Raw genomic sequence first — 16,577 nt, 5'->3', positions numbered from 1 at the left:
TCTGCGTATCTATAGAACGATAAGAGTTGTCCTAAAGATAGAAAATTCAAAAAGCAGGGAGGAAACTATATGCTTTCATTTGTTCTGAGGGGAATTACAACTGCTTTGCTGGTGACGCTTTTAACTCTTCTCGCTGGAATAGTTTGGGGAGCGATGGGATTAGGGGGGCTGAGCGTTTCTAATCTCGTAGATATTGGACTTCTGGCAAGCTGCTTAATAGGGGGATACCGAGCTTCTCGAGAAAGCGGGGAATTATTGCTGGGTGGAGTTACGGGAGTTGGGTATGTAACAGTAGGGACCCTCTTGTTGGCTTTGTTTCTGCCGATCAGAGTATGGGGCTTTATTCAAGTTTTGGGAGAAGGGGCGATTCTGGGAACTATTGCCGGGGCTTTTGGGGCAGGAGGTTCGCGGCGGGGAAATGTTAGAAGTGCATGGGCAGGCAGGAGGACAAAAGGTGATCAGTGGTCAAATTATAATGAATATGGACGTGAGGAACAGACGGGCCGTGATTTTGAGTGGGATACAAAGGACTTTGACTCATCAAAAGAAACTTTACCCGCCGGTGATGACATAGATGATGATTATTGGAAAACAGACTCGGATAAGGGAGCTTGTGATTCGGATTTAGGGATTGAATCTCGGCTGGATTTTGGAAAGGATTTTGAAAAAGATTATGAAACACATTATGAAACACATCCAGGGGCCAATTCAGGACCGTATTCGGGAGCAAATTTGAAGTCTGATATAGCCGGCCATTTAAGCTCTGATTTTGGAGCGAATTCGGAGATTGATTGGCCCTGGAATAGGAAGCGTGAGAGTGCAAAGCCGCGAAAAACAGAGCCTTTAAAACTTGAGCCATCTCAGGGAATGAAGGAAGATAAACCTTGGTGGGAGTAACTTCTGTGCTTGCATTTAATTAGAAAAAAAGTTAAAAATATATTCCGTCAAATGAATTCCGAGAAATAATTTCCCGAAACAACGTTAAGGAGAAGGAATCATTAATCTTGAGGAGAATTCTGAAAGGAGAATTCAGAATTGAGAACAATGGAGACATAATTGCGAAAGTTCCCTAATGAGAAGGAGGCACTTGATGATGAATTTTCTTGAATTAGCTCAGACCCGCAGAAGTTTGCGTACTTATCTCGATAAGCCTGTAGAGCGTGAAAAGTTGGAATACGTTCTGGAAACAGCCCGTTTAGCACCTTCTTGGAAGAATATGCAATGTTGGCGTTTTATTGTTGTTGAAGACGCAGCAGGAAGAGCAGCGCTGGCCGAGACCATGGGAGAAACAAATCCTGGACGAAAAGCCTTAACGGGAGCGCCTATTGTTATCGTGCTCTGCGCAGTGCCTAAGGAATCGGAAATCTGGGAAGGTAAAGATTTCATGATGCTCGATGCGGGGCTTGCCATGGAACATCTTGTTTTAGCTGCGACAGAGCAGGGGCTTGGCACTTGCTGGCAGGGCTTGTTCACGGAACAAAAGGCTCGAGAAGCCCTGCAGATTCCTGAGGATGTTCGGGTACTAGCCATGACTCCGCTGGGGTATGCAGCGGAGGAACGACGCCCGCGGCCCCGCAAAGCTATGTCGGAGATTGTTTTTCACGGTAAATGGGGTCGGGAATAACAGCAAGATCAGGATGAGGACGAAGGAACGTTAAGTAACATTAAGTAACATGATGGATTTCAGAGGTGGAACTATCCGCCTCTTTTTTTATATCCTCAGACCTCCGTGCCCTGATGCGCTGCCATTGATGAATGAAAGATTAATTTTCCAGGGCGCTAGCATAAGTACGACTAACCAGTTGCTGGCAAGACGAGAAGCGGATGAGCTAATCGTCATACTGCAACTTATTATGCATACTCCTGCTGTGCAGCCGAGTGCCTCTGGAGCCAAACAAGTGCGATAGTCTTCACTGGAAACTATCGGTAGAGCGGGATGAGACCGCCGGCCTTGAATAGCAGCGTTATTGACCGTTGTCCAGCCGGTTAAATGAATATTCTTTGATATGTGGTACAGACTATGAATAAATCGAAGCCTTATATAATGGAGGATTGGCATTGTTGCTTCAGACTGCTCTGCTCGTTATCGCTCTTTCAGCCTTAGGAGCATTCTTGGCAGGAGTTTTACTCTTGGGATTGCTGTTTTTTATAGGCAAACGGTTGTTTCGCACCATTGTCCAGCGGCTTTTCGGCTTGGTGATCGAAAGGCTGCTTGAAGATAAGTATCATGAAAATCTGATGGAGCTATGGAGTGCTGTACGCCGCACTTCGGTACAAACAATCTTGGAAATCAGTTTACGAGCAGAAAAAGGCAAGCTTATTGAACGCCCTCTCGGTTCTCCCAGACGATTTCCTCATTTCGATACTTTAATGTTTGTTCCCGGGCAGATGGCCCGCCTGCCTAAAGAAGCAAACGTAGCTGTTGATATGAAAGTGACTCTTGGGCCCAAAGCACAAAAACCATTAACGATAGAAACTCCCCTGATGATTTCAGGCATGGGGTACGGAATAGGACTCAGTGAACAAGCTAAGCGAGCCTTGGCAAAAGCCGCTAAACAACTTCAAACGGCCACGAATTCCGGAGAGGGTCCTTACTTGGCTGAGGAACGTCAGGAAGCGGGAAAGTTCATTTGGCAAATAAGCAGAAGCCCCTGGGGGCATTCTCCTGAGGCTATAGCAGCGGCAGATATGCTCGAAGTTCAGATGGGACAGGGGACACGTATGGGTCCTTTTACCGTTGAACCCAATGCTGTCAAGGGAAAGGCTCAAAAACTCATGGGTATCTCTCCCGTGGAAACATTAGTTACCCCTGCGGTAATCCCGGGAATTCAAAGTCCCTGGGATTGGATCAAGTACGTTAAGGATTTAAGAGGAGAAGCAGGAGGTATACCTATTGGCCTCAAACTCATGGCCACCGGTGCGATCGAAAGAGATTTAGCAGTGGCTTTAGAGGCGGGCTTTGATGTGATTGTTGTTGACGGGGCCCAGGGCGGCGCCTCGGGGGCTTCTCCCATGATTTGTGATGATTTAGGGATTCCCAGCTTACTAGCCTTAGTTCGGGCGGAACGATTTCTTTGTGAGCAAGGTGCCCGTAAAGAGGTGAGCCTGGTTGTTGCCGGTGGGTATGCGACCAGCGGTGAATGTTTGAAAGCCTTAACTCTGGGAGCCGATGCGGTCTATTTAGGAACCGTTCCCTTGTTTGCCTTAGTACACCGGCAAATTCATAAAATACTTCCCTGGGAACCTTTAACTCAATTGGTTTGGTACAATTCTCCCTATAAAGATCGGCTTGACATTAATTTAGCCAGCCAAAGCGTTGCCAACGTTTTCAAGTCGATGACTTTGGAAATGGAGGAAGGTGTACGGGCTTTGGGAAAAACGTCTTTGTCTGAGCTGGGCCCCAATGACCTTGTAGCTTTGGATGATTGGACGGCCAAAGTAACCGGAGTAAAACCTGCTTATACATACCAGGAAGTGTTTGGTTCCAAAAAATGACAGCAGAGCCCATGAACTAACGAATTCTACATCTTAAGGACGGCGAGTACCAAGGTTGTCGATACTGATTCCTGAATGCTGAGTCCTAATGCCGCCCAAAATGGTTACAATAAAATAAAAGGACTAAACCCTATAAATTTTGACATTAATTAACCTTCTGAGTATAATGTATTCAAATCAAATATTGGTAAACCCGGTGATTGTGAGGAATAGCATCAGGATACCGTTCAGAGAAAAGACTAGGAGCTGAGAGGTCTTTACGGTAAAGTGCTTGGGTCGCACAGGAGGGGCAGAGGGGAACGGAGTACTTTCTGACGGAAAACCCGTTAGGTAAATGAGAGTGAAATGCCATGCTGTAAGGTTGTTTCACTGAAATAAGGTGGTACCACGATCGCTTTTCGTCCTTTATCAGGATGGAAAGCGTTTTTATATTCAATTTTGGGAAGGGGTTTTGAAATAATATCATGGATGAAACTAAGAAAACGGAAATGATAGAGATGGCTAAGGCTTATGACTCGAGCCAAGTTGAGGGAAAGTGGTATCAATTCTGGGAGGAGAATGGATTTTTTCATTCGGAGGTCGATGACACGAAAAAGCCTTTCAGTATTGTCATGCCGCCGCCGAATGTTACGGGAGCTTTACACTTGGGCCATGCCATGGATGGAACGATCCAAGATATTTTAACAAGATATAAACGGATGCGCGGCTTTAATACTCTTTGGCTGCCCGGAACAGATCATGCTGGGATCGCTACTCAAGCGAAAGTAGAGGCTCAGATCGTTAAAGAAGGTACAAGCCGGCAGGAACTTGGGCGGGACAAATTCCTGGAACGGGTCTGGGATTGGAAACAACAGTATGGCGGACGCATTACCCAACAACTTCGGCGTTTAGGGGCTTCCTGTGACTGGGACCGAGAACGGTTTACTATGGACGAAGGCTGTTCAAAAGCGGTGCGGGAAGCTTTTGTATCCTTGTATCGTAAAGGTTTGATATACCGCGGGAATTATATCGTCAATTGGTGTCCAAAGTGTCATACCACCATTTCCGATATCGAAGTGGAGCATGTGGACAGCGAAGGACACTTGTATCATTTGAGTTACCCTGTAAAAGACAGCTTAGAAACCTTGGTTGTTGCCACCACAAGGCCGGAAACGATGCTGGGGGATACGGCAGTGGCTGTCCATCCGGAGGATGAGCGATATCAGCATTTAATCGGCAAAACCCTGATTTTGCCTTTAGTGGACCGGGAAATCCCGATTATCGCCGATGAGTATGTGGATCGGGAGTTTGGCACCGGCGCTGTGAAAATTACCCCGGCTCATGATCCTAACGACTTTGAAGTAGGGCTGCGTCATCAGCTTCCCCAAATTGCCGTAATGGATAAAGAAGCCAGAATGAATGAACAGGCTGGAAAATATCAAGGGCTGGATCGCTTTGAAGCTCGCAAGGCAATTGTCGAAGACCTGAAAACAGCAGGAGTCTTGGTTAAAATTGATAACCATGCCCATGCTGTAGGTGAATGCTATCGTTGTTCGACGGTGATTGAACCTATGGTCAGCAAACAATGGTTTGTGAAAATGGAGCCTTTGGCCAAGCCGGCCATCGAAGTTATTAACGACGGGCGTCTGGGGTTTGTGCCGGACCGTTTTGATAAAATCTATCTGGGCTGGATGGAAAACATTCGTGATTGGTGTATTTCGCGTCAGCTGTGGTGGGGACATCGTATACCGGTATGGTATTGTGAGGATTGCGGTCAGGAGATCTGTGCGCAAGAAGACCCGACGAACTGTCCCTCTTGCGGAAGTGAGCATCTGAAGCAAGATCCGGATGTCCTGGATACTTGGTTTTCCTCGGGACTTTGGCCTTTTTCCACCATGGGCTGGCCGGAAAAAACACCGGAATTGCAGCAGTTTTATCCGACAACGGTGTTGGTTACCGGCAGGGATATTATCTTTTTCTGGGTCGCGCGCATGATCTTTATGGCTATGGAATTTATGAAAGAAGTGCCTTTCCCGAAGGTAATGATCCACGGCCTGGTGCTCGATGCAAAAGGCCGTAAAATGAGCAAGTCTCTGGGCAACGGGGTTGACCCCATTGAAGTGATTGAACAGTATGGAGCGGATACGCTGCGTTTCATGTTAATTACCGGCAACACCCCGGGCAATGATTTGCGCTTCCATCCGGAACGACTGGAAGCAACACGGAATTTCTGCAATAAGATTTGGAATGCTTCCCGCTTTGTTCTGATGAATTTAGAAGACTACGAGGCCGGGCCGCGGGGAGAACTTACCCTGGCAGACCGCTGGATCTTAACGCGTTACGCCTCCACCATCGAGAAAACCACAGAAGCTCTGGAAGCCTTCGATCTGGGCGAGGCCGGCAGAATTCTCTATGAATTTATTTGGAATGAATTCTGTGATTGGTATATTGAACTCAGTAAGCCCCGGCTCTATAACAAAGAAGATGCTCTCGCCCGACACACCGCTCAGTCTATTCTCCTCGAAGTTCTTGAAGGGACACTGCGTTTGCTGCATCCCTTTATGCCCTTCCTGACGGAGGAAATCTGGCAAAACCTCCCCGTTCAGGGCAAAAGCATTATGATGCAGTCATGGCCCGAAGTACCAGCCTATCATGACGAAGAGGCCGTGAAAAGCATGACTCTTCTAATGGAGGCGATTAAAGCAATTCGTAATATCCGAGCTGAAATGAAAGTATCGCCCGGCCAAAAAGTAGAGATTCTGATGCTTGCCTCCGATGCAAACCAACGCCGGGTTTTGGAAAATGGAAAAGCGGATATTCTAAAGTTAGCCGGTGGGGCGAGTGTGGAACTGTTCGAAACCATGGCTGAGAAACCCTCACAGGCAGCAAGCGCTGTTTTAGAAGGAGTGGAAATTTATCTTCCTCTGAAAGGCCTTATGGATCTGGATAAGGAAATAGCCCGTTTAGAGAAGGAGATAACCCTCGTACTTGGTGAACAAAAGGTTCTGGAAGCCAAACTCAATAATCCGGGCTTTGTCGGCAAGGCGCCGGCAGCTGTTGTGGCTAAAGAACGCGAAAGGGCGGAAGGCTTAGCCGCTCGAAAAGCAGCTTTAGAAGAACGTCTGAAGGAATTGCAGCAGAGTTAATACGTTACAGGGGGGAAACGAGATGAAATCAATGGAACTTGAGCATACGTACCAAGCTAGTCTTGATTACCTTGTCAACCTAACAACTTTTGGGATGAACTTTGGCTTGGAGAGAATCCGAGAACTGCTTAAAAGGTTAGGGAATCCGGAAAAGAAACTGCAGGTTGTTCATGTGGGGGGGACCAATGGCAAAGGCTCTACGACAGTTATGGTTGCCCGAATATTACGGGAAGCGGGTTATAAGGTCGGTGTTTTTACCTCTCCTCATCTCCATGATTATCGTGAGCGTATAACGATCAATGGACAAATGATTCCTAAAGAATGGGTAGTTCAGATGATTTCCATTCTCCGTCCCCATTTGGAGGATATGGTTGCCGAAGGATTTGAACACCCTACAGAATTTGAGGTAAGTACCGCCCTGGCCTTCCTTTATTTCGCTCAAGAAGAAATTGATTATGCAATCGTTGAAGTTGGCCTGGGAGGAGCTATTGATTCCACCAACGTGGTAACTCCTCTAATTTCGGTCATTACCAATGTAGCCATGGATCATATGGATTATCTGGGTCCTGATGTGGTATCTATTGCCAAAGTTAAGGCGGGAATTATTAAACCGGAGTCTTTGGTCGTCACAGCAGCTCAGGATCCTGATGTTATTCAAGTGTTGCGTGATACGGCGAAAGCCAACAATGTACCCCTCTTTATCGTGGGTGAGGATGTTCACTGGGAAAGTATATGGAGCGGTGAACTGGAACAGGAATTTGATCTTGTGGGGCTGCATTCTACGTATTATAAATTACGTCTGCATCTTATTGGGCCTCACCAATTGCGCAACGCTGCAACGGCCGTGACGGTCTGTGAACTTCTGCAAAGCAACTGCGGAGTGATTATTCCGCGGGAAGCTGTCTATGCCGGGCTGCGTAATGTTGAATGGCCGGGACGATTAGAAATGCTTTCTCTTAATCCTAAAATTCTTTTGGATGGGGCTCATAATGTTGATGGGGCCCGAGCCTTAGCAGAGGCGCTTCCGCTTTATTCCCGGGACCGCCTTATCCTCTGTATGGGAATGCTGGCAGATAAGGAACGGGAAAAGGTTGTGGATATGCTTGTACCCATGGCGGAAGAGATTGTTATAACCCGTCCCAATTCTCCGCGGGCTGGGGATTGGTTAGCCTTAGGGAAGCTTGCTGAACAGCACGGACGTCCGGTTCAATGTATTGAAGATCCTAAAGAGGCCGTTATCTACGCCCTGAGTCGTCTGGGAGAAAAGGACATGCTCTGTGTTACGGGTTCCCTCTACATGCTTGCAGATGCCCGTCAAGCCCTAATTGAGGAGTTAAAGAAAAAATAACATTCACTTAACATAGTTTTAGAGCAAGGGCCTGATACTTGCCGCCTTTTTATGAACTGTTTCGAAAAACTTAATATATTTTTTACACAAACCCCCAAAGATTTGATACAATGTTTCGTGGAGTGTCCTAGTGATTTTTGGCTTTCCAGGAGAATTGAAAAAATAGGTTGGGGGTTATTTCGTATGTTCGGTTTGTCACCAAAAGAGGATAAATTTTATTTACTCTTCACCCAAAGTACCCAGATCGTCTCCAAAACCTTAATAAGGCTCCAAGACATCATGCAGCAAGACTCTGTTTCCTCGGAAGATGCGGCTCAAATGCATCGATTCGAACATGAAGCAGATAATGTCACAAATCAAATCATGGAACGTCTTAACTCTACCTTTATCACACCCCTAGATCGTGAAGACATCTACAAACTTGCGCAAGTATTGGATGATATCGTCGATTTCGCCGAAGGCACCGTAGAACGCATGCTCTTGTACCGAACAGGAAAACCTTCCCTTGGAGCTCAGGAACTGGTACATTTAGTGGGACTGGCAACTCAGCAAATCCAAGCGGCTTTTGCGTGTTTAGGCAACATTCATTTTAAGAAAACCACGATTTTGGCGGCCGCTGAAGAAATCTATCATTTAGAGAGCGCCGGAGACAAGCTCTATCGCCAGGAAGTGGCGAGACTCTTCGAATTTGAGAAGGATCCTATCGAAATTATTAAGTGGAAAGAGATTCTAGAGCATATTGAAACGACGCTGGATCACTGCGAATCTATCGCCGATCTTCTCAAAAGTGTGGTTCTGAAATATGACTAATATTGGCGCATTGTTAGTAATTGTTGTCTTTTTAGCCTTAACCTTTGACTATATTAATGGATTCCATGACACTGCCAATGCCATTGCCACCAGCGTATCAACACGGGCCTTGAGTCCTAAACATGCCGTTGTTTTGGCTGCGGCCTTTAATTTACTGGGTGCTTTGGTCAGTACAGGAGTGGCCCAAACCATTGCTAAGGATATCGTTTCACCGACGTTAACGACGCAAGAGGTCATTATAGCGGGTTTGCTGAGCGCCATTACTTGGAACCTTTTGACTTGGTATTTAGGAATTCCCAGCAGTTCTTCCCATGCAATTGTCGGAGGAATTGCCGGTGCGGCGGCAGCGAAAGCCGGATTTGCAGTTCTGCATTGGGAAGGCTTAGGCAAAATCATTACGGCCTTAATTTTCTCTCCGATTATCGGTATGATCTTAGGTTTTATCATTATGAAAGTGTTGAACATATTTTTCGGCAGTTTTTCACCATCGCGAGTTAATCATGGATTTAAGAAAATGCAGCTTCTTTCCGCAAGCATGCTAGCCTTTAATCATGGTTCCAATGATGCCCAAAAATCCATGGGGATTATAACAATGACTCTCATTGCCACAGGAATTCAGGCTCAGACAGTTCTGGCGCCTCCCCTTTGGGTTAAACTGGCTTGTGCTCTGGCTATGTCCCTTGGGACTGCCGCTGGGGGATGGAAAATCATTCATACCATGGGTGGCAAGATTTTTAAACTTGAACCTATCAACGGCTTTGCCGCAGATTTAAGTTCTTCCATTGTTATTTGGACTGCTACGGTATTTCCAAGCCTGCACCTCCCGGTATCGACGACGCATGTGGTTTCGGGTTCGATTATGGGGGTGGGCAGTGCGAAGAGAGTTTCGGCTGTACGCTGGGGCATTGCCCAACAAATGCTTATCGCTTGGGTTGTGACAATTCCCACAACTGCGGCTATTGCTGCCTTATACTATTTCGTTGTTTCGAGAATAATGTAAAAAAAAGAAATTTAAGAGGGGTCTGCAATAAACGACTGAAAGTTTACTGCAGACCTCTTTTGAATTTTGAAGTCTATTTTTTGAATTCATAACATATCTTCCGTTAGAAGGGTTGTCCGGCCCTGCGGAAGGGGAAGAGGCATGAAAAACTTTGAGCGTCTGCGCATCCTCGCGGCGTTGGTCTTGGGAATCATCGGCCTAGGTTTATTGACTTGGGGAATCGGAAAAGTATACTTAGAACTTGTCGGGCATTCGGGAGGAATAACTGCTCAAAAAGTAAAAAACGGCGGCCGCCCAGCAGATCAAACAGATATCTTCGTGTTGTCTAAAGCAACGTTTTGGACCTGCCAGATTGGTATTTTTAAAAGCGAAGAAAATGCTCAGTCTTGTCTAAAACAACTTAAGGAATTGTCCTATTCCGGTGGGATAATCAGTCATAATCCCTGGATTGTTGTCCTTGGCTTAGGTCACACAGCCGAGGAATTAAACGGATTGAAGCAGGCTCTGGCAGAAAAGGGAATCCACGCCTTAATCAAACAAGTGAAACTTCCGGAACGGACATTTCGAGTGACAGGAAATGGCTCTCACTTGACGATGGAACTTCTGGCCAATGTAAATGCAATTTTGCAGGAGGGGATTAATTCTCAAAGATTAGCCGAAGAATTTCAACTATGGAACAGTCTTGCCGGAGATTATTCTCCATCACAATTAGTTCAGCTTCACAATATCTATAATCTGCTTCGAGAGAAAAGTGATCCGGAAGAACAACATTTACTTGGATTATCCTTGTATTTTGAAGCAATGAGGATTATAAATAAGTTTTCTGGAAATAATAGTTAGTAGGCCGAAAAACATCCAAGTTAGGATCTAAAATGGTAATCGGTAATATTCTGAAGATTACAAATTGGAACTATTTGCGTTTTTGGTCAATAGTGATATAATTAACATAACTATCTATATTAATTATCAGATGAGAAATGAGGGAACTTATTGAAAACGCTAAAAATCCCGGAGGCCACGATTATTCGACTCTCAGTTTACTCACGACATCTGACAGACGTCGATAGAAAAGGAATAATTACCACCTCATCAGGGGATATCGCAGAAGGAGTCGGTGTCAGCCCCGCACAAGTCCGGAAAGACCTGGCTTATTTTGGAGAGTTTGGAACAAGGGGTGTGGGGTATAACGTCAAAGATCTCCGTCAACATATTCTTAGAATTCTTGGTTTAAGTGTTGACTGGAGTGTTGCTTTGGTCGGGGCCGGGCACTTAGGTTTGGCGTTAAGTTCATACAAAGGCTTTCGTGAGAGAGGGTTCATTATCACCAGTATTTTTGATTCGGATCCAAGCAAGGTCGGAACAAAAATCGGTGATGTGGAAGTCTTGCCGATTGAACAACTGGAAGAAATTACGAGACAAAACCAAACGCAAATCGGTATTATAGCCGTACCATCGGCGGTAGCTCAAGATATTGCAGATAAACTTATTAAAGCCGGCGTGCAGGCAATCTTGAATTTTGCACCGGTAGTTTTGAATGTTCCGCCTGAGATTGAGCTGCGTAATGTTGATCTTGCCGTTAATCTTGAAGTACTTACCTTTAACGTAGGGGCCCAAAGATTTTAGGCTTGAAACGTGCCGAACTATTTCTATACTAATACTTAAATACTCAAGGCCAATGAGTTCGGGGAAGGCAGTGAAGTGCGTGAACCGTTCTCATTGTTGTTTCCAAAAACGGTTTATGCGATTATTTTTGCTATCTATCTACCCATACCAGCAATTATGTTAATTAAGTAAGTTTTGATAAATGCAGTTACATAAATATAATACCGTCAATTTAATAAATATAATACCAACATAATTTATTCGGTTTTTTAAAACCCCCATTTCTATAAGCGGGGGTGGGCCCTTCGTAAACTTCAGGTGGGGTAGAGTCCCTATCTGAACTCCGATGTTCAGCTTTAACTGAACGTGTTCACTAACATAGCTACTGGCGTCTGCCCAAAGATACAGCTAATATAGCTAATAAGATACCTCTATGGAGATTGTGCTGTTGTACATTAAGGCGTTTGTGTCATATAATAGAGCATAAGAAGTGTGTCAAGGGTTCCGCCGCTGGGGTCTGGACCGAGCGACACAGGTTGGAATACCAACTACACCGTGTGGGACAAAAGCCCCGTGGAAGTTCTTTAGAACGGCTGCGGGGTTTTAAGTACTAGTTAGTCTAGTTTCGCCAGAGGAGGAGAAAGATGGGTCGCGACGAGGGTAAAAGAAAAATAACAGTTTATGACACAACCTTAAGAGATGGAGCTCAGGGAGAAGGGATTCATTTTTCGACTCAGGACAAGCTGAGTTACGTCGAACGGATTAAGGAGATGGGCAGCCTCTATGTGGAAGCAGGCTGGCCGGGAGCTAATCCGAAAGATGATAATTTTTTTCAGCTTTTAAAAGAGCAGAACATTCCCATGACACATATTGCTGCCTTTGGGAGTACTTGCAAAGTCAATGAGTCTCCGGAAAATAGTGAGATTCTACTTAAGTTGGTGGCTTCCGGAGCTCAAACGATCACCATCTTTGGGAAGGCTTGGGATCTGCATGTCCGTGATGTCTTGAGGACAAACTTAGCGGAAAACCTCCGTTTAATCCGTGAATCTGTTTCCTTCCTGGTCCAACAGGGCCATGAAGTTTTCTTTGATGCAGAACATTTTTTTGATGGATTTAAGGAGAACCCGGACTATGCTCTGAAGTGTATTAAGATGGCTCTCGAGGCTGGGGCAGCGATATCTATCTTATGTGACACCAACGGCGGGTGTTTGCCTGCTGATATCGCCCGGGGCGTCGAAGCAGTTATGCAGGAATTTGCTCCTCGAGAATTAGGAATTCATGTTCATAATGACAGTGGATTGGCAGTGGCTAATTCACTGGTGGCGGTGGAAGCCGGGGTAACTCAGATCCAAGGGACTTGGAACGGATTTGGTGAACGCTGTGGGAATGCCAATTTAAGTACTTTGATTCCGCTCTTGCAGGTCAAAGGGAACTATACCGTCCTTTCGGAATCGGCACTTCATAAGATCACCCCATTTTCCCGATTTGTTGCGGAACTCTCCAATGCTCCCTTTGATGAGAAGCAGCCCTACGTGGGGCGCAGTGCCTTTGCTCATAAAGCAGGGATGCATGTCGATGCAATTCTCAAAAATCATCGTACGTTTGAGCATATGGATCCGCTGGATGTAGGAAATGAGCGTCGAATATTGATCTCAGATCAGGCCGGGAAAGCAAATATCTTAGAACGTCTTCGCCGTTTTGCTCCGGATATTCTTAAAGAAGATCCCTTAGTAGAAAAGGCCATGTTGGAGATTAAGGACATGGAGAACCATGGATTTCAATTTGAAGCGGCAGAGGGAAGCCTTGATCTGCTGCTGGTGCGTATATTAGGTCGCTTCAGCACACCTTTTGAGGTGTTAGATTACCATGTTTGGAGTGATCCGCTGCGCGGTGAACTTGATTCGGTGGCTGTTGTTAAAGTTAAGGTGGGGGAACAAACCGTGCATATTGCCTCAGAAGGAAACGGCCCGGTAAATGCCTTGGATACGGCTTTAAGGCAGGCCTTGGCAAGTTTCTTCCCCATTCTGGAAAAGAGTGAACTGGTCAATTACAAGGTGAGGGTTTTAGATGGATCGCGGGGCACCGAGGCTATCGTTCGGGTTATTATCGATACTCGTTTGGGGCGCGAGGTTTGGGGGACCATTGGGGTCTCCAACAATATTCTTAAAGCCAGTGCCCAAGCTTTGCTTGATGCAATCAATTGGACGATTTGGAAGTTTGAAGGAGGAGCGTGTTAGGGGACCGTCCCAACACACATGATCGCAAGACCTAAACGTCTAAACGTCTACTTTGAACCCTAAATTTACTTCACTCGCCATTTTACCGCCATGAACCCCCCAGTTTTCCAAAGGTGGTTCATGAACCACAATAGTAATGTCTTCTCCGTCAATGCCGGGGTTGTTTTGAAGATTGCGGACTATAGCAGAGTAAAGAAGCCTCTTTGCTTCAGGGCTCCTGCCCTTGAATACTGTCAAATCTATAATGGTACATTGATCAGTTTTAGTATCAGAGAACTCAAAGTGTTCATTATCCAATTCGTAGAGCCGCTGGTTCCGATCGTAATCAGGAATTTTAAACGATTCCACTAACGCAGAATGAACCCCGTCTAAAATCGCTTTTTTATACTCAGTACTTCTTCCTTTTAGAATTTCTACCTTAACTAGGGGCATACCACTTACCTCCTCCAGCTTGAGATTTCTATATTTAGATCTTCGTCAAACTGGAATAAATAACCTTCTGAGTCTTATAATTAAAATTATGAAAAAGAGCTGCCATTTGGCAGCTCTTCACTGTTGACTTAAATTAGTACGTATTAAATGGCCGATAATAGTTAATTAAAGTTAATGCCAAATAAATTATGCCGCATACAATAACTATTGCAAATTTGCTTAATTTGAAGGGCCATACATTAACTGGAATAATAATTGTAGCCCATACCCCAATTATAGCTCCAATTTTAAGGGTATTCTTCAGAAAGGATCGATGAGTTTTTAACCATGAACGCTTTTCATTAAATAAATCATTCAATATAAATCCCTCCCCCTCTCCCTATTATAAACTATAACCATATTGCCCTCTCTGATGTTGTCCTGTAACAAAGGTTTAAACTTTAGCTTCATATTGTTTAAAGAGATATCTCTTTATGAGAAAGCCTCTTGATAAACCTCCCATAGCTGCTGCACAGGCATGTACGTAGTTACCGGAAGTATTCTGTACTAAGTGAATATTTCCTACAAGAGTCCCAAATATTATAAATAATAGAGATTCTGCGAACATACTAATAAACAAGCATTTAATTACAAAATAATCGTTTCCAAGTATCTTAGGACTATGATACATCACTAATCCTAAGAATGCACTATAGCCAATATATGATAAAATTCCTAATAGGGGACTTCCTTCCTTAATAAACATCATACTTGACGCTTGGAAAAAGGTAACGGTTGTAAGATGGAAAAATTTCATGATCTCAACAAATATACCTACAGGTATGGCCCCTAATATTGATAACAGCATAGCAATTAAAGGTTTATCATACTGCAACTTCACATTTACAACTCCCTTTATTATTTATGTTGTTATTATTGATTTTTACGCAAATAAAATACTATTTTTCTATACTGTTGTCCCTATATCTGCAAAATGCCATAATTGTTAACGAGCAATTATGGCATCGGTGTTTTTAAAAGGCAAGCGTCAATAAAGTGAAGAGAATACTGGCCCACTATGGGTTTCGATTATTGGGTCTTTAGCGAAGGTTATTTTGAGTATATTTTGGATTCGCATCTTTAACCAAGTAACTCTTATATTTGTGTATAGAAAATACTTGCGAAGAAATGATAATAGCAAAAACCATGAAGGAGTTAATATGGCAGAAGTAAAATTTGACAAGCCTTTAATTGCTATGTTTCTATCAATAATCGGTGCTATACCTGCGGGAATATTCTCTGAAATAATGATTTACTTTCATTTCACTACAATATCTGCTCCAAAGGCAACAAGCATGATGTTTATAAGGGAAGGTAGCCTTGCGCTAGGAGTTTTATCTCACATAGGATACAGCGCAATATTAGGACTGTTCTTGTATTACACTCCTAAATTCACCGGAATCGATCATTACTTAATTAAAGCAGTTTTTATTAGTATGTTTGCTGAGGCTGTACTTTTTATTGTTTTCGGAACCTTTATGAGAAATGAATATATGATTCAAAATGCAGCTGGTAACTATTCACAAGCATCAGCTGCAGCAATTGCGGGTCTTGTTAGAGGTTATCTGATTAAGCGATATCTATTCAAGAAACCAAATTTCTAATTTAACAAAAAATGGTATTTTGCTAAAAAACAGCATCTATTGACACAGAAGTATCCAATGTCATTGCAAATTGCTTCGGCTAAACTCCCAGATAGCGAACCAATCTTTGCGCATGAATTAGAAATCTAGAGCAGCATCCATCTCCTCATGCTGTATACTTAACTTTAACCTCCAACGAATTGTTTTGGATCTATTGTTATTTCGTGACGAGGGATCAATTCCAGACTAAAGGGCTTAATCAACTCCTGGGCATTTAATGGAAAAGGTTCAGGAAGGATTCCCGCCCAATATCCCAGCCAGCCTACAACTTGTTGGGGAGCTATGCCGGCCTTTCGTAGCGCATACAGGCTTACATCACCATGTCGTTTGGAAAGCCGGTGACCGTCCGGGCCTAATAAAATAGGGACATGTGCATATTCCGGAATGGGCCAATGAAGTGCATGAAAAAGGGCAATTTGTCGTGCGGCTGAAACTAGTAAGTCAGAACCGCGAAGCACATGCGTAATGTTCATCATGGCGTCATCAACAACGACGGCTAATTGGTAGGCATGTACGCCATCACGACGTCTGACAATAAAATCACCCAACGTTTTTCCGGGTTTGTAATTTTGAACACCGTAACAAAGATCATGGAACGTGATAGTCCTAGGTTTTAAATTAAAACGCAAACTATAGGGTTCTCTTTGTTTTCGATGCTCAACTTCTCTGGAGGATAGCTTGCGGCAAGTGCCTGTATATTCTGAAGCAATATCTATGCCTTGGGGGGCTGAAGCAGAAGCCCGGATATCTGCCCGAGAACAAAAACAGGGATAGACTTCATCGTTCTTTGACACCAACGTGTGAAGTGTGTCGAAAGGACCGTCCCTTTACACGATTTTCGTCGAC

At 44.4% G+C, this 16,577-nt stretch carries 15 protein-coding genes and 1 other annotated feature; of the genes, 12 read left to right on the top strand and 3 right to left on the bottom strand.

Going from position 1 to position 16,577, the window contains the following annotated elements:
- The first annotated feature begins 69 nt into the window (after positions 1 to 69).
- From DESACI_RS23270 to cimA, 11 genes are all read left to right on the top strand, one after another.
- Positions 70 to 897 carry a TIGR04086 family membrane protein gene (locus DESACI_RS23270; protein ID WP_014829164.1) on the top strand — a complete coding sequence of 276 codons (828 nt, stop codon included), beginning with the start codon at positions 70 to 72 and terminating at the stop codon, positions 895 to 897.
- A 196-nt stretch (positions 898 to 1,093) separates the two neighbouring features.
- Complete coding sequence (locus tag DESACI_RS20620; RefSeq protein ID WP_014829163.1) at positions 1,094 to 1,624, top strand: nitroreductase family protein; 531 nt, start codon at positions 1,094 to 1,096, stop codon at positions 1,622 to 1,624.
- A 49-nt stretch (positions 1,625 to 1,673) separates the two neighbouring features.
- On the top strand, positions 1,674 to 1,907 hold the full coding sequence (locus DESACI_RS20615) for a hypothetical protein (protein ID WP_041276163.1): 234 nt from the start codon (positions 1,674 to 1,676) through the stop codon (positions 1,905 to 1,907).
- A 154-nt stretch (positions 1,908 to 2,061) separates the two neighbouring features.
- On the top strand, positions 2,062 to 3,495 hold the full coding sequence (locus DESACI_RS20610) for an FMN-binding glutamate synthase family protein (RefSeq protein WP_014829162.1): 1,434 nt from the start codon (positions 2,062 to 2,064) through the stop codon (positions 3,493 to 3,495).
- 187 nt (positions 3,496 to 3,682) lie between these two features.
- Positions 3,683 to 3,904: a binding site (T-box leader), on the top strand.
- Between the two features lie 55 nt (positions 3,905 to 3,959).
- Entirely contained in the window at positions 3,960 to 6,620 is a 2,661-nt protein-coding gene (locus tag DESACI_RS20605) for a valine--tRNA ligase (protein WP_041276162.1), read from the top strand.
- 22 nt (positions 6,621 to 6,642) lie between these two features.
- Entirely contained in the window at positions 6,643 to 7,968 is a 1,326-nt protein-coding gene (locus DESACI_RS20600) for a bifunctional folylpolyglutamate synthase/dihydrofolate synthase (protein WP_014829160.1), read from the top strand.
- Between the two features lie 183 nt (positions 7,969 to 8,151).
- The gene (locus tag DESACI_RS20595; protein WP_014829159.1) at positions 8,152 to 8,778 is read left to right on the top strand and encodes a DUF47 domain-containing protein; all 627 of its coding nucleotides are present in this window, start codon (positions 8,152 to 8,154) and stop codon (positions 8,776 to 8,778) included.
- Complete coding sequence (locus DESACI_RS20590; protein ID WP_014829158.1) at positions 8,771 to 9,778, top strand: inorganic phosphate transporter; 1,008 nt, start codon at positions 8,771 to 8,773, stop codon at positions 9,776 to 9,778. The genes DESACI_RS20595 and DESACI_RS20590 overlap by 8 nt, the downstream gene beginning before the upstream one ends.
- Before the next feature lie 141 nt (positions 9,779 to 9,919).
- A complete protein-coding gene (locus DESACI_RS20585; RefSeq protein ID WP_014829157.1) occupies positions 9,920 to 10,618 on the top strand; it encodes an SPOR domain-containing protein in 699 nt (232 codons plus the stop codon).
- A 150-nt stretch (positions 10,619 to 10,768) separates the two neighbouring features.
- Positions 10,769 to 11,401 carry a redox-sensing transcriptional repressor Rex gene (locus DESACI_RS20580; RefSeq protein ID WP_014829156.1) on the top strand — a complete coding sequence of 211 codons (633 nt, stop codon included), beginning with the start codon at positions 10,769 to 10,771 and terminating at the stop codon, positions 11,399 to 11,401.
- A gap of 623 nt (positions 11,402 to 12,024) precedes the next feature.
- Positions 12,025 to 13,617, top strand: coding sequence for a citramalate synthase (cimA, locus tag DESACI_RS20575; protein ID WP_014829155.1), 1,593 nt, complete (start codon positions 12,025 to 12,027; stop codon positions 13,615 to 13,617).
- A 39-nt stretch (positions 13,618 to 13,656) separates the two neighbouring features.
- Here the strand turns inward: cimA and DESACI_RS20570 are convergent, their stop codons facing one another.
- Positions 13,657 to 14,049: a tautomerase family protein gene (locus DESACI_RS20570; RefSeq protein WP_014829154.1), complete on the bottom strand. Its 393-nt coding sequence runs from the start codon at positions 14,047 to 14,049 to the stop codon at positions 13,657 to 13,659.
- 433 nt (positions 14,050 to 14,482) lie between these two features.
- Positions 14,483 to 14,929: a hypothetical protein gene (locus tag DESACI_RS20560; protein ID WP_014829152.1), complete on the bottom strand. Its 447-nt coding sequence runs from the start codon at positions 14,927 to 14,929 to the stop codon at positions 14,483 to 14,485.
- A 319-nt stretch (positions 14,930 to 15,248) separates the two neighbouring features.
- Between DESACI_RS20560 and DESACI_RS20555 the strand changes: the two genes are divergently transcribed.
- Positions 15,249 to 15,692, top strand: coding sequence for a hypothetical protein (locus tag DESACI_RS20555; RefSeq protein ID WP_014829151.1), 444 nt, complete (start codon positions 15,249 to 15,251; stop codon positions 15,690 to 15,692).
- A 164-nt stretch (positions 15,693 to 15,856) separates the two neighbouring features.
- Here the strand turns inward: DESACI_RS20555 and DESACI_RS20550 are convergent, their stop codons facing one another.
- Positions 15,857 to 16,525: a glutamate--tRNA ligase family protein gene (locus DESACI_RS20550; protein ID WP_049804089.1), complete on the bottom strand. Its 669-nt coding sequence runs from the start codon at positions 16,523 to 16,525 to the stop codon at positions 15,857 to 15,859.
- Positions 16,526 to 16,577 lie beyond the last annotated feature (52 nt).

Origin of the sequence: Desulfosporosinus acidiphilus SJ4 (genome assembly GCF_000255115.2) — a bacterium.
GTDB classification, from domain to species: Bacteria; Bacillota; Desulfitobacteriia; order Desulfitobacteriales; family Desulfitobacteriaceae; genus Desulfosporosinus; species Desulfosporosinus acidiphilus.
This window is presented reverse-complemented; position numbering and strand designations above follow the sequence as displayed.

Coding starts and splice junctions, on each gene's coding strand:
- DESACI_RS20585 (WP_014829157.1), top strand. CDS start 9,920: ATGAAAAACTTTGAGCGTCTGCGCATCCTCGCGGCGTTGGTCTTGGGA.
- DESACI_RS20590 (WP_014829158.1), top strand. CDS start 8,771: ATGACTAATATTGGCGCATTGTTAGTAATTGTTGTCTTTTTAGCCTTA.
- DESACI_RS23270 (WP_014829164.1), top strand. CDS start 70: ATGCTTTCATTTGTTCTGAGGGGAATTACAACTGCTTTGCTGGTGACG.
- DESACI_RS20570 (WP_014829154.1), bottom strand. CDS start 14,049: ATGCCCCTAGTTAAGGTAGAAATTCTAAAAGGAAGAAGTACTGAGTAT.
- DESACI_RS20600 (WP_014829160.1), top strand. CDS start 6,643: ATGAAATCAATGGAACTTGAGCATACGTACCAAGCTAGTCTTGATTAC.
- cimA (WP_014829155.1), top strand. CDS start 12,025: ATGGGTCGCGACGAGGGTAAAAGAAAAATAACAGTTTATGACACAACC.
- DESACI_RS20555 (WP_014829151.1), top strand. CDS start 15,249: ATGGCAGAAGTAAAATTTGACAAGCCTTTAATTGCTATGTTTCTATCA.
- DESACI_RS20615 (WP_041276163.1), top strand. CDS start 1,674: ATGATGGATTTCAGAGGTGGAACTATCCGCCTCTTTTTTTATATCCTC.
- DESACI_RS20605 (WP_041276162.1), top strand. CDS start 3,960: ATGGATGAAACTAAGAAAACGGAAATGATAGAGATGGCTAAGGCTTAT.
- DESACI_RS20620 (WP_014829163.1), top strand. CDS start 1,094: ATGAATTTTCTTGAATTAGCTCAGACCCGCAGAAGTTTGCGTACTTAT.
- DESACI_RS20595 (WP_014829159.1), top strand. CDS start 8,152: ATGTTCGGTTTGTCACCAAAAGAGGATAAATTTTATTTACTCTTCACC.